The sequence below is a fragment of the Streptomyces sp. CNQ085 genome, from assembly GCF_022614595.1.
Lineage (GTDB): Bacteria > Actinomycetota > Actinomycetes > Streptomycetales > Streptomycetaceae > Streptomyces.
In genome coordinates this window covers 88,476-100,877 of record NZ_JAJFAU010000001.1, presented here as the reverse complement: position 1 = coordinate 100,877, position 12,402 = coordinate 88,476, and the positions used below count along the sequence as shown (strand labels likewise).

Genomic DNA, 12,402 nt, shown 5'->3' with positions numbered 1-12,402 from the left:
CCCGTCCCCGACCCCGCCCATGTGTGCGGGCATGCCAGGCCGCGCCTGCCCAGGACCGCCCGGCACCGGCCGGGGCCGGGCGGGGCCGGGCGGGGCCGGGCGGGGCCGGCCACCGTCCGCCGGCGGGAATCCCCGGACGGGAGCGGTTAGGCTCCCCTGTGTGAGCACCTGTTCGACCGCCTCCCGAGTTCTGGCCGAACCGCCGGCAGCCACCGCCGCGACCGCCCCGACGTGGCTGCTGGTCGAACAGCCCGGCCCGTGGGGGGCCAGGGCCCTCACCGGCAGCCGCCTCGATCCGGTACTCGGCCGCGCGCTGGAGCGGGCCGCCGACGGCACCGGCGTGCGGGTCGCGCTGATCCGCCGCCCCGGCCGTCACCCGGACCGCCACGGGCCCACGCTCCGCCGTGTCTATCTCGCCCACACCCTCCCCGGCCGGTCCTGGGTGCGCACCGCTCTGCTCACCGGCCCGGACGAGCTGCGCGGCCTCGGCGCTGAGGCCATGGCCCGGCTCGGCGCGGGCGACCACGGCGGGCTGTGGGAGCCGTACCGCGGCGATCCCCTGGCTCTGGTGTGCACCAACGGCAGGCGCGACCGCTGCTGCGCCGTACTGGGCCGCCCGCTGGCCGAGGAGCTGGCGGCCTCCGGCGCCTGCGAGGTGTGGGAGGCCACCCACATCGGCGGCCACCGCTTCGCCCCCACCCTGCTGGCACTGCCGTACGGCTACGCGTACGGCAGGCTGGGAGGCCACGCCGTCAAGGGCGTGCTGGACGGGTTGCGGCGCGGCCGGATCGTCACCGACGGATGCCGGGGCCGTTCCGCCTGGGGGCGGCCGGGCCAGGCCGCCGATCTGGCGGTCCGCGAGCTGACGGGCGAGGCGCGCGCGGACGCCCTGGCGGTCACCGGGACCGCGGGGGCCGCCCCGCGGTGGAACGTCACGGTGGCCCACACCGACGGCCGCTCCTGGCGCGTGACGGTCACCGAGGACACCGAGGTCCCACCCGTGATCGCGAGCTGCGGCGCCACCCCCGCCGTACAGCCCCGCGTGACGGCCGTGGGCGTGACTCCGCTCTGATACCCCGGGGCCGGGACGTGCTCCGGTCACCGGGTCCGGCCCGCCCTCCCCGGGACCTCCGCGCCCGCCGCGCGGCACGGATCGCGGCCGCATCCGCCGGGCCCGCGGGCCGCCCCGTGCCCGTTGCGGTGCGGTCGCGTGTGCCGGGCGTACGCCCGGGCCAGCAGACAGACAGCGGTGAGCTGCGCGAGCCCGGCGGCCGTATCCACCGTGACGGGGCCGCCCGGTGTCCGGGCCACCACCGCGGGCGCGGCGGTGACCGCGACCAGATAGGCCAGATGACAGACGAGGAGGGCGGCCACGGCAGACAGCAGGAGACGGCGGCGCGTTCCCCGGCAGGCGGTCCCGCGGGCACGAGCGGCGGAAGCCGGCACCGTACCGGGGCCGGGCGGCCGGGGGAAGGGCGCCGCGGTGGCTCCGCGATCCTTCTCCCAGCCGGAGGCGAGGGGGTCGTACCAGGGGTCGTCGATCCGCATGCCCCAGAATGGGCAGGGTCCCGGGCCCGATGGAGGGGCGTTCCGGACTTTTCACCCTTCCGGGGGAGGGTTCATCCGTCCGGCACCAAAAGAACCGCGCCCGCCCCCGGGCAGGCCGGGGGCGGGCGCGGCGAAGGCGGTACGAGGCCTGCCCCGGAGCGGCTCGGATCAGACGTCGATCCTGGACCGGTCGAGCGTGGCGGCGGAGGTGGTGATGAACTCCTTGCGCGGCGCGACCTCGTTGCCCATCAGCAGGTCGAAGGTCTTCTCCGCGGCCTCCAGATCGCTGATGTTGATGCGGCGCAGAGTGCGGTGACGCGGATCCATCGTGGTCTCCGCGAGCTGGTCGGCGTCCATCTCGCCCAGGCCCTTGTATCGCTGGATGGAGTCCTTGAAGCGGATCCCCTTGCCCTGCAGCTCCAGCAGGGTCTGGCGCAGCTCGTTGTCGGAGTAGGTGTAGATGTACTTCGCCCGGCCCCGCCGGGGATTGATCAACTCGATCCGGTGCAGCGGCGGCACCGCCGAGAAGACCCTGCCCTGCTCGACCATCGGCCGCATGTAGCGCTGGAAGAGGGTCAGCAGCAGACAGCGGATGTGCGCGCCGTCGACATCGGCGTCGGCCAGGAAGATGACCTTGCCGTAACGGGCCTGGTCGATGTCGAACGTCCGGCCGGATCCCGCCCCTATGACCTGGATGATCGCACCGCACTCGGCGTTCTTCAGCATGTCGGAGACGGACGACTTCTGGACGTTGAGGATCTTGCCGCGGATCGGCAGCAGTGCCTGGAACTCGGAGTTCCGGGCGAGCTTGGCGGTGCCCAGTGCGGAGTCGCCCTCGACGATGAACAGCTCGCTGCGCTCGACGTCGTCGCTGCGGCAGTCGGCGAGCTTGGCCGGCAGGGCGGAGGACTCCAGTGCGGTCTTGCGGCGCTGGGCCTCCTTGTGCTGGCGGGCGGCGATACGGGTGCGGGCCGCGGCCACGGCCTTCTCCAGCACCGAGCGGGCCTGCTGCCTGTCGTCGCGCTTGGTGGAGGTCAAGAACGCCTTGAGCTCCCTGGAGACCACCTGGGCGACGATCCGGGAGGCGGCCGAGGTGCCCAGCACCTCCTTGGTCTGGCCCTCGAACTGCGGCTCGGCCAGCCGCACGGTGACCACCGCCGTCATGCCTTCCAGGGCGTCGTCCTTGACGACATCGTCCTCGGCGACGCGCAGCAGCTTGGTGGAGCGCAGCACCTCGTTCACCGTGCGGGCGACCGCGCGCTCGAAGCCGGCGACGTGGGTGCCGCCCTTGGGGGTGGCGATGATGTTGACGAACGACCTGACCGTGGTGTCGTAGCCGGTCCCCCAGCGCAGCGCGATGTCAACGCCGAGCTCGCGGGTGACCTCGGTGGGGATCATATGGCCGCGCTCGTCCAGGACGGGGACGGTCTCCTTGAAGGTGCCCTGGCCCGTCAGGCGCAGCACGTCGCACAGCGGCCGGTCCGGTGCGAGGTACTCGCAGAACTCACTGATGCCGCCGTCGTAGTGGAAGACCTCCTTCGCGGGCGGCGCGCCGTCGAGCCCGCGCTCGTCGCGGACGACGATCGTCAGACCGGGCACCAGGAAGGCCGTCTGGCGTGCGCGGGCGTGCAGGTTGTCCAGGGAGAGCCTGGCGTCCTTGAGGAAGATCTGCCGGTCGGCCCAGTACCGCACCCGGGTGCCGGTACTGGCCTTGGGGATCTTCCTGTCCTTGCGCAGGCCGCTCGTGGGGTCGAAGGGGGCGTCCGGACCGGACTCGGTGAAGATGCCCGGAACACCGCGCCGGAAGCTGACCGCGTGCGTGCGACCGTCGCGGTCGACCTCGACGTCGAGGCGGGCGGACAGGGCGTTGACAACGGACGCGCCGACGCCGTGCAGGCCGCCGGAGGCCGCGTAGGAGCCGCCGCCGAACTTTCCGCCGGCGTGCAGCTTGGTCATCACGACCTCGACGCCCGACAGTCCCGTCTTGGGCTCGATATCGACGGGGATGCCGCGGCCGTTGTCCTGCACCTCGACGGAACCGTCCTCCCGGAGGACGACCTCGATGTGGTCGCAGTGACCTCCGAGCGCCTCGTCGACCGAGTTGTCGATGATCTCCCAGAGGCAGTGCATCAGGCCGCGACTGTCGGTGGAGCCGATGTACATGCCGGGCCGCTTGCGCACCGCCTCCAGCCCTTCGAGGACGAGCAGGTGCCGCGCGGTGTAGTTGGAACCGTCACGGTCCGCGCCCGTGAGCAGGGCGGTGGACGGCATGGGGTTTCCCCTGCCGGAGGCCAGGGGAGTCTCGGCGGTCACGCGGTTCGCTCCTCGCTGAATTTCGCTGGGGATGGCTGTCTTGCGGGTCAGAGGGTACCGAGGCCATGGAGAGCCCAGGTGAAGCCACCCAGGAGAAGGCCCATGCTAAACCAGCATCGTCCAAGCGTTCGATAATTCGCTCGGGTGACGTGTACATCACGTTCCCTTCCGGGCATGAACCATCTAGGCTCCGGGCACGTCCTCTGGAACGACACCGGCGAGGCCGGCGCCGGAGGAGACAACCGAACACACAACACGAAGACGGCAAAGATCAACACATCTCTGTAATCGGCTCATTCGCCGCCAACCGGCAACATGTCAGCCACCTCACACAGAGATTTTCGAGGAAAAGCCACGAGCGGGAACGTTTTCGGCCTGGTTGGATGTTGACCCTGGTACGACAGCTCGTCGAGCTAGAGAAGAGGCGACGTGACTACTGTTCTGACCCCCGCGAGCCCGCTGACGGCCGCTGACCGCTGCGACCGCTGCGGTGCCCAGGCATACCTGCGTGTTGTGCTCGTCAGCGGTGGAGAGCTGCTGTTCTGCGCCCACCACGGCCGCAAGTTCGAGCCGGAACTCAAGAAGATCGCTGCGGAGATACAGGACGAGACCGAGCGGCTCAACGCCACCCCCTCGACGGCGGGTGACGGCGAGCACTGACCTGCTGAGCGGCGGCAAACGCGTCCCCATCCGACGAGCTCGGACCGGCCCAGGGCCGGACGCCACGGGCGGGCGCCCCTCACGGGGCGACCGCCCGTTTGCCGTATCCGGGCACGAGCGGGTGCGGCGGACGGCGGTGTGCCCCGGGGGCACGGAGAATCCCGCATGCCGGGAAACAGGCACACAGGGCCTCCCTGGACCTGCGATCGCCCCCCGCCTCACCCCAGGGTGAGCCATGCGGGCGACTTCCGCATCCGGAGAACGGCTCACACCCGCACGTGCCGCGGGGCCAGACCCCGCAGTGGGGTCCGACCCCGCGGCACGTGCGGCCGGGCCTGGCGGAGGCTAGTCGAGGTAGTCCCGCAGGACCTGGGAACGGGAGGGGTGACGCAGCTTCGACATCGTCTTGGACTCGATCTGGCGGATCCGCTCGCGGGTCACGCCGTAGACCTTGCCGATCTCGTCCAGCGTCTTGGGCTGGCCGTCGGTGAGACCGAAGCGCATCGAGACCACGCCGGCCTCGCGCTCGCTGAGCGTGTCGAGCACGGAGTGGAGCTGCTCCTGCAGGAGCGTGAAGCTGACCGCGTCGGCCGGGACGACCGCCTCGGAGTCCTCGATGAGGTCGCCGAACTCGCTGTCACCGTCCTCGCCCAGCGGGGTGTGCAAGGAGATCGGCTCACGACCGTACTTCTGGACCTCGACGACCTTCTCCGGGGTCATGTCGAGTTCCTTGGCCAGCTCCTCCGGCGTGGGCTCACGGCCCAGGTCCTGGAGCATCTGGCGCTGGACGCGCGCGAGCTTGTTGATCACCTCGACCATGTGCACCGGGATGCGGATGGTGCGGGCCTGGTCGGCCATGGCCCGGGTGATGGCCTGACGGATCCACCAGGTCGCGTAGGTCGAGAACTTGTAGCCCTTGGTGTAGTCGAACTTCTCGACCGCGCGGATCAGGCCCAGGTTGCCCTCCTGGATCAGGTCCAAGAAGAGCATGCCCCGGCCGGTGTAGCGCTTGGCCAGGGAGACCACCAGGCGGAGGTTGGCCTCCAGGAGGTGGTTCTTGGCCCGGCGGCCGTCCTCGGCGATGATCTCCAGCTCGCGCTTGAGCCTGGGGGCGATCTTGTCGCTGTTGGCGAGTTTGTCCTCGGCGAAGAGACCGGCCTCGATGCGCTTGGCCAGCTCGACCTCCTGCTCGGCGTTGAGCAGGGGGACCTTGCCGATCTGCTTGAGGTAGTCCTTGACCGGGTCAGCGGTGGCACCCGCGGCGGCGACCTGCTGGGCAGGGGCGTCGTCCTCGTCGTCGTCGGACAGGACGAAACCCTCGTTCTCGTTCTTGGGCTCCGCCGCGGCCTCCTCTGCGGCCTTGCCGCCCTTGACCGGAGGCTCTTCGATGATGTCCTCGTCACCCTCGAGCAGCTCGTCGACGTCCGCCTTCTTGGCCACGGCCTTCTTGACGTCCGTCTTCTTGGCCGCGGTCTTCCTGGCCGCGGTCTTCCTGGCGGGCGCCTTCTTGGCGGCGGTCTTCCTGGCGGGCTTCGCCGCGCCCTCCTCGGCGGCTCCCTTCGCACCCTCGGCGGGGTCCTCCGGGGCGGCGGCCGGAGCCGCCTTCCTGGCGGCGGTCTTCCTGGCGGCGACCGTCTTGGTCGCGGTGCGCTTGGCCGGGGCCTTCGCTGCGACGCTCTTCCGTGTGCGCTTGGGAGCCTCCGCGGCACTCACCATCAGCGTCACACCCTCCTCGTCGAGGATCTGGTTGAGACTGCGCAGGACGTTCTTCCACTGGGTCGGCGGAATCTGGTCGGCCTCGAAGGCCCGACGCACATCGTCGCCGGCGATCTGCCCCTCAGCCTTTCCCCGCTCAATGAGCGCCATCACAGACGCGGACTCGGCGATCTCCGCAGGGAGCGTACGGGATGTGCTGGCCGACACGAACAACCTCTCGGAACGATGGAAACGGCTTCGGCCCCGCCCACGGGGGCATGGGACCTGCAAGCCCCGGCGGGGATGACCGGCGGCTCGGGCGGAGCGGCGGAGGGGATACAGCGCCGGATGAGGCGCCCGTATTCCCCCGGTAGCTGCCACCTCTTGAGTCATCGCGCTGCCACGCGAAGCGTTACGCCCGGCCGGAGTGTCCCGGGTCACATGACATAGGCGGACGGAAACCCTCATACGCCGACTTATCGCCGATCCGTGGCCCGGGTTACCGGAGCGGGCCGACCGGCCGGAAGAACATCGCCGGATCCCGCCCGACGGGATCCGGCGACACCGTGCGGGTGCTGCCAGTACCGGAGATCAGTGTTCGCGGGGCGCCGGCACCACATGGTCGGAGGCGCCGCCGACCGCCGGAGCCGCTGCGGAGGTCTGGGCCTCGGAGGGTGCGGCGGAGGCGCCTGCGGCGGGAGCGCCGGGCGTCGCGGAGACGGCTGCCTCGGAGGGAACGGCGAGCAACTGACGCACCGCGTTCTCCGCGGCGACCGCCTCCCCTGAGGCGACGGCTTCGGCGATCCTGCGGTGGTGTGCCAGCGATGCCTCGGTGGGGTGCTCGCATCCGGCGGCAGGCGCCCCGGACACCTGGAGGGCCGCACCGACGATGCCTGAGAGGTGCTCCAACATCCGGTTGCCGGCGGCCTGCAGAAGCAGGGCGTGGAACTCGGCGTCGGCCCGGGAGAAGGTCAGACCGTCTCCCTGGGCGAGTGTGCGGCCCATGATCTCGACCATGTCCGCGAGGCGCTGCTGCACCTCGTCGCGGCTGTGGTCCGCGGCGAGACGGGCGGCCAGCGGCTCGATCGCCCAGCGCAGCTCACACAGTTCGCGGCGCTGATCGTCGCGCTGTGGACCGAAGGCACGCCATTCGATGATGTCGGGGTCGAGAAGGTTCCAGTCACTGACCGGGCGGACCCGCGTTCCGACATTGGGGCGGGCACTGACCAGGCCCTTGGCCTCGAGGACCCGGAGCGACTCGCGGACGACGGTGCGCGATACCTCGAAGCGCTGGCCGATCTCCTCAGGAACGAGGGGGCGGTCGGCGCCGAGGTCTCCGGAGACGATCATCTGTCCCAGTTGCTGTACGAGTTGACCGTGCAGCCCGCGCCCCCGGTTTCCGGCGGCGCGTCGCCCGGTCCTGGCCATGTCCGCTTCGCCGCCATCCCACGCGGGGACGGTGGTGGCACGGATCGCGCCGGTCGACTCGGCGTAGGCGTAACGGTCCGGCCCGCCCGAACCCGTGAGGCCGGAGTCGGCGGAGCGAGCCGAGGTCATCATGGTGTGCGCAAGGGTAGTCACGCATCCTTTGTCGGCGGTGCTCCGGACGGCCTTGAGGGCTTTGGTGAAAAGCACACGAAAGGGTGATCAGCGGCCTCCTCGCGATTGACGCCTTATCGGAAAGCAACGATCTTCTGATCAGGCACGCGCGATGGACAGAGCGCGCCTGCGGCGAAACGGGGCCACTCAGGGCTCGGGACCCGCTGGTGGAAGACGTGCCGACCCGCCTGCGCACCACGGGCCTGCCGGAGCGGAGTGCCGTCCCGGTGGAGAGTCGGGGCCTCGCCCCTCCCTCATATCTCCGGCCGCAGCATCGGCGGGTTCAGCACCGTGGCACCACCGGCCCGGAACAACTGTGCGGGTCGACCACCCTGACGAGTTGTCGTACCGCCGGTCGGCACCAGGAAGCCGGGAGTGCCAGTGACCTTGCGATGAAAGTTCCTCGGGTCCAGTGCGACGCCCCACACCGCTTCGTAGACCCGCCGCAACTCCCCCACGGTGAACTCCGGCGGGCAGAAAGCGGTGGCGAGCGAGGAGTACTCGATCTTCGACCGGGCCCGCTCGACTCCGTCCGCGAGGATCCTGGAGTGGTCGAAGGCCAGCGGTACGGGCCGCTCACCACTTTCAGTCCTTCGGTCCGAGCCGTCTCCGGAGGGCAGCAGAGTGTCCACCGGTGCCCAGCGGACGCTGTCGGCGTCGCCGCCGGCCGTGGGGGCGGGCAGGCCGGGGGCCAGAACCAGGTGAGCGACGCTGACCACCCGCATCCGCGGATCTCGCCCCGGATCGCCATAGGTGGCGAGTTGCTCAAGATGGGCGCCGGTGTGCCGGTCGTCCGGCCCCTGTACGTGCAGCCCCGTCTCCTCGGTGAGTTCACGGGCGGCCGCGGCCCCGAGATCCTCGTCGATACGCACGAAGCCTCCGGGCAGTGCCCACCGCCCCTGGTACGGAGGTTCGCCCCGGCGTACGACCAGCGCACACAAGGCGTGCCTTCGCACGGTGAGCACGACCAGGTCGACGGTGACGGCGAAGGGGGGAAAGGCCGACGGGTCGTAGGGCATGACGTGATCATAGTCGTCTGCCTGACGATAAACAGAGGCTTGCGCCGCTCCGCCGTCAACCCTGGACCGCCGCGGTCCCGCGCCCGCGTGCGGCCCGTTGCCTCCGCAGGCACTGCCTCAGCGGTTCGGGGTCGAGTCCGCTGTTGCACGCGCTGTGGAGCAGCCGCGCGAAGACGTATTCCGGATCCAGATCCAGAGCCCGGCCCAGCGCCACACGCGCGTCGGATTCGTCCCCGCCGGACCAGGCGACCCAACCGGCCAGAGTCAGCGGCGCCGCGGCGTGCTCGGCGTAGGCCCCGACGCACCGCCTGGCCAGTGCACGCCACAGCCTCAACGCGGGGGCGGCCTCCTCGCCCTCCATCCACTCCGCGGCCCGGTCCCGGGTGACCCGGTCCTGGAGACCGAGGACCACGGTGGCGGCCTCCTCGTGGGACAGAAGGCGATCGTCCCGGGTGTCGGCCCCGGCCGCTCCCTCCCTCCTGCCCGCAGTCGGCGCGTTCCGGTAGCGGTCGAGCAGCCGGCCGGCGAGCGCCAGGGTCTCGGTGCGCACCGTCTCGCGGTCAGCCTCGCCCAGCATCCGGGGCACCAGGGCCGCGCCCGCGATGCCGAATGCCTGTTCCTGCGGGCCGGCGGTCGGCGGGCCAAGCGGTGCGAGCCTGGCCGTCATCTCCTTCAGAGTGCCTTTCACCCGCAGCCCGGCGTACGCGGCCGCGGCAGCGATGGCAGAGGTGCCGGGGACGCCCAGCGGTGTGCCCTCGGCCGGACAGCACCGGGTGTCGGGACAGCAGTACGACCAGTAGCGGCCACCGGAGACGCACAGCGCCTCGTACACCGGCATGTCCAGCGCCCCGCAGGCGGTCCGCAGCCGCTGGGCGAGAGGCCGGAGCCGTTCCATGACGGCCCGGCCTCCCTCGCCGTCGGCCGGATCGCGGCACAGGAAGACGAGCGCCGCGTCGGGTCGGTCGCCGCGCGGGGCGCCGCTGCCGCGCAGGCAGTCGGCCATTTGTTCGGCCAGCTCGGGCCAATCCTCCTCCTTCGTGGGGATGCCCACGCGGAGCCGGCCGCCGAAGCGACCGCTCGGGCCGTGGAGACCGACCAGGACGACGGAGTCGTCGGGGTGGTAGCCGAGCAGATAGGGAAGGGAGTCGATCAGCTCGGCCGGACCGCGCAGGGTGACCTGGGCGGCGGGGGACGGCTGCCGGGTGAACTCGCTGTGCTGTGTCATGCCCCGACAGTGACGCGGCGGACGGGGCTCCGCGCGGCTCTGTCCACAGGTAACACCAATAGACATATATGCTGATACACCGGTGATCACATTGACTGTATGGACGTCCGGTTCTCCACAGGCGGTTCGCACGGTGTCGGTGCCATCGGGTTGCATGGAGGCATGAGCGAGGAGAATCTGCGCGCCGCCGCCGACGCCGTACTGGCCCGTCTCGTCGGTGACGCGACCGGTACGGCGAGGCTGCGCACCGACCAGTGGCGAGCCGTCGAGTCCCTGGTGGTGGAGCGTCGTCGGACCTTGGTGGTGCAGCGCACGGGCTGGGGCAAGTCAGCGGTGTACTTCGTGGCGACCGCACTGCTGCGTGAGCGCGGCGAGGGACCGACGGTGATCGTCTCCCCGCTTCTGGCGCTGATGCGCAACCAGGTCGAGGCCGCGGAGCGGGCAGGCGTCCGCGCCCGGACGATCAACTCCGCGAACACCGAGGAGTGGGACACGGTCCACGCCGAGGTGGCCGCGGGCGAGGTCGATGTGCTGCTCGTCAGCCCGGAGCGCCTGAACAACCCCGACTTCCGCGATCAGGTCCTGCCGGAACTGGCCGCCACGACCGGACTGCTGGTGGTCGACGAGGCACACTGCATCTCCGACTGGGGCCACGACTTCCGACCCGACTACCGGCGGCTGCGGACGATGCTCGCCGAGCTTCCCCCCGGCGTCCCGGTACTGGCCACCACCGCGACGGCCAACGCCCGGGTGACGGCCGACGTGGCCGAACAACTGGGCACCGGTGGGACGGGGGCGGACGCGCTGGTGCTGCGCGGCCCGCTGGACCGGGAGAGCCTCAGCCTCGGAGTGCTGCGCCTGCCGGACGCGGCACACCGGCTGGCCTGGCTCGACGGCCACCTCCACAGGCTGCCGGGCTCCGGCATCGTCTACACGCTGACGGTCTCGGCGGCCGAGGAGGTGGCGGCGTTCCTGCGGCAGCGGGGTCACACGGTCGCCTCCTACACCGGGCGGACGGAGAACGCGGACCGGGAGGCGGCCGAGGCGGACCTGCTGGGCAACAGGGTCAAGGCGCTGGTGGCCACCTCCGCGCTGGGCATGGGCTTCGACAAACCGGATCTGGGCTTCGTCGTCCACCTCGGTTCCCCCTCCTCCCCCATCGCCTACTACCAGCAGGTGGGCCGGGCCGGGCGCGGCGTGGAGCACGCCGAGGTCCTGCTGCTGCCCGGCCCGGAGGACGAGGCGATCTGGCGGTACTTCGCCTCTCTGGCCTTTCCCCCCGAAGAGCAGGTGCGCCGCACCCTGGACGTGCTGGCGTCGGCCGACCGGCCGCTGTCGCTGCCCGCCCTGGAACCGCTGGTGGAACTGCGCCGCTCGCGGCTGGAGACGATGCTCAAGGTGCTCGACGTGGACGGGGCGGTACGGCGGGTGCGCGGCGGCTGGGTCTCCACGGGAGAGCCCTGGTCCTACGACACCGAGCGGTACGCGTGGGTGGCGCGGCAGCGGGAGGCCGAGCAGCATGCGATGAAGGGGTACGCAGCAGCCTCCGGGTGCCGGATGGAGTTCCTGCGGCGGCAACTGGACGACCCGGAGGCGGCGCCCTGCGGCCGGTGCGACAATTGTGCGGGCCCGCGGTTCGGCACCGATGTCGATTCGGCGGCGCTGGAGGCCGCCCGGGGAGAACTGAAGCGCCCCGGTGTGGAGGTGGAGCCCCGCAGGATGTGGCCGACAGGGCTGCCCGCGATCGGGCTGGACCTCAAGGGCCGTGTCCCTCCGGGCGAACAGGCGGCTCCCGGCAGGGCGCTGGGCCGCCTGTCCGACATCGGATGGGGCAACCGGCTGCGCCCGCTGCTGGAGCCGCCTTCGCAGGACGGGCCGGTGCCTGACGACGTGGCCGCTGCCGTGGTCTCCGTACTCGCCGACTGGGCGCGGGGGCCGGGCGGCTGGGCCTCAGAGGAGGAGGACATGCCGGCCCGCCCGGTGGGAGTGGTGACGATCGACTCGCGGAGTCGGCCGCAACTGGTCAGGTCTCTCGGGGAGCGGATCGCGGCGGTCGGCCGGATACCGCTGCTGGGCACCGTGGAGTACGCCGACGGGGCGCCGGGCCATGCCCCGCGTAGTAACAGCGCGCAGCGACTACGGGCCCTGCACGGTGCGCTGACCGTTCCCGTGCCGCTGGAGAAGGCGGTCGAGGCGGCAGGTGGCCCGGTACTGCTGGTGGACGACTTCACGGAGACCGGCTGGACCTTGGCAGTGGCCGCGCGGCTGCTACGCCGGGCCGGGGCCCAGGGGGTGATGCCACTGGTGCTGGCCGTGCGGGGCTGAACCGCAGCCCGCCCGCCG

At 71.3% G+C, this 12,402-nt stretch carries 9 protein-coding genes; 3 read left to right on the top strand and 6 right to left on the bottom strand.

The features are described from left to right. The first annotated feature begins 160 nt into the window (after positions 1 to 160). The gene (locus LJ221_RS00480; protein WP_241712649.1) at positions 161 to 1,072 is read left to right on the top strand and encodes a sucrase ferredoxin; all 912 of its coding nucleotides are present in this window, start codon (positions 161 to 163) and stop codon (positions 1,070 to 1,072) included. Between the two features lie 26 nt (positions 1,073 to 1,098). On the opposite strand, the gene LJ221_RS00475 is transcribed toward LJ221_RS00480, so the two are convergent. Continuing rightward, positions 1,099 to 1,548 carry a DUF485 domain-containing protein gene (locus LJ221_RS00475; protein WP_241712647.1) on the bottom strand — a complete coding sequence of 150 codons (450 nt, stop codon included), beginning with the start codon at positions 1,546 to 1,548 and terminating at the stop codon, positions 1,099 to 1,101. 168 nt (positions 1,549 to 1,716) lie between these two features. Continuing rightward, positions 1,717 to 3,819, bottom strand: a complete 2,103-nt coding sequence (locus LJ221_RS00470; RefSeq protein ID WP_241712741.1) for a type IIA DNA topoisomerase subunit B — start codon at positions 3,817 to 3,819, stop codon at positions 1,717 to 1,719. 471 nt (positions 3,820 to 4,290) lie between these two features. Between LJ221_RS00470 and LJ221_RS00465 the strand changes: the two genes are divergently transcribed. Continuing rightward, entirely contained in the window at positions 4,291 to 4,521 is a 231-nt protein-coding gene (locus tag LJ221_RS00465; RefSeq protein ID WP_241712645.1) for a hypothetical protein, read from the top strand. 345 nt (positions 4,522 to 4,866) lie between these two features. Here the strand turns inward: LJ221_RS00465 and LJ221_RS00460 are convergent, their stop codons facing one another. The 4 genes from LJ221_RS00460 to LJ221_RS00445 form a co-directional block, all read right to left on the bottom strand. Beyond that, the gene (locus LJ221_RS00460) at positions 4,867 to 6,450 is read right to left on the bottom strand and encodes an RNA polymerase sigma factor (RefSeq protein ID WP_241712643.1); all 1,584 of its coding nucleotides are present in this window, start codon (positions 6,448 to 6,450) and stop codon (positions 4,867 to 4,869) included. 357 nt (positions 6,451 to 6,807) lie between these two features. After that, on the bottom strand, positions 6,808 to 7,851 hold the full coding sequence (locus LJ221_RS00455; protein ID WP_308314689.1) for a FadR/GntR family transcriptional regulator: 1,044 nt from the start codon (positions 7,849 to 7,851) through the stop codon (positions 6,808 to 6,810). A gap of 218 nt (positions 7,852 to 8,069) precedes the next feature. After that, positions 8,070 to 8,834: an NUDIX domain-containing protein gene (locus tag LJ221_RS00450; RefSeq protein ID WP_241712639.1), complete on the bottom strand. Its 765-nt coding sequence runs from the start codon at positions 8,832 to 8,834 to the stop codon at positions 8,070 to 8,072. Positions 8,835 to 8,889: 55 nt separating this feature from the next. Then, entirely contained in the window at positions 8,890 to 10,059 is a 1,170-nt protein-coding gene (locus LJ221_RS00445; RefSeq protein WP_308314687.1) for a DUF4192 domain-containing protein, read from the bottom strand. 162 nt (positions 10,060 to 10,221) lie between these two features. Here LJ221_RS00445 and LJ221_RS00440 point away from each other — a divergent pair, with 162 nt between their 5' ends. Further along, positions 10,222 to 12,384: a RecQ family ATP-dependent DNA helicase gene (locus LJ221_RS00440; RefSeq protein ID WP_241712638.1), complete on the top strand. Its 2,163-nt coding sequence runs from the start codon at positions 10,222 to 10,224 to the stop codon at positions 12,382 to 12,384. The last annotated feature ends 18 nt before the right edge of the window (positions 12,385 to 12,402 follow it).

What these genes read in the sequence shown, in the direction of transcription:
- LJ221_RS00475 (WP_241712647.1), bottom strand. Translation starts at nt 1,548, where the DNA reads ATGCGGATCGACGACCCCTGGTACGACCCCCTCGCCTCCGGCTGGGAG.
- LJ221_RS00470 (WP_241712741.1), bottom strand. Translation starts at nt 3,819, where the DNA reads ATGCCGTCCACCGCCCTGCTCACGGGCGCGGACCGTGACGGTTCCAAC.
- LJ221_RS00450 (WP_241712639.1), bottom strand. Translation starts at nt 8,834, where the DNA reads ATGCCCTACGACCCGTCGGCCTTTCCCCCCTTCGCCGTCACCGTCGAC.
- LJ221_RS00445 (WP_308314687.1), bottom strand. Translation starts at nt 10,059, where the DNA reads ATGACACAGCACAGCGAGTTCACCCGGCAGCCGTCCCCCGCCGCCCAG.
- LJ221_RS00440 (WP_241712638.1), top strand. Translation starts at nt 10,222, where the DNA reads ATGAGCGAGGAGAATCTGCGCGCCGCCGCCGACGCCGTACTGGCCCGT.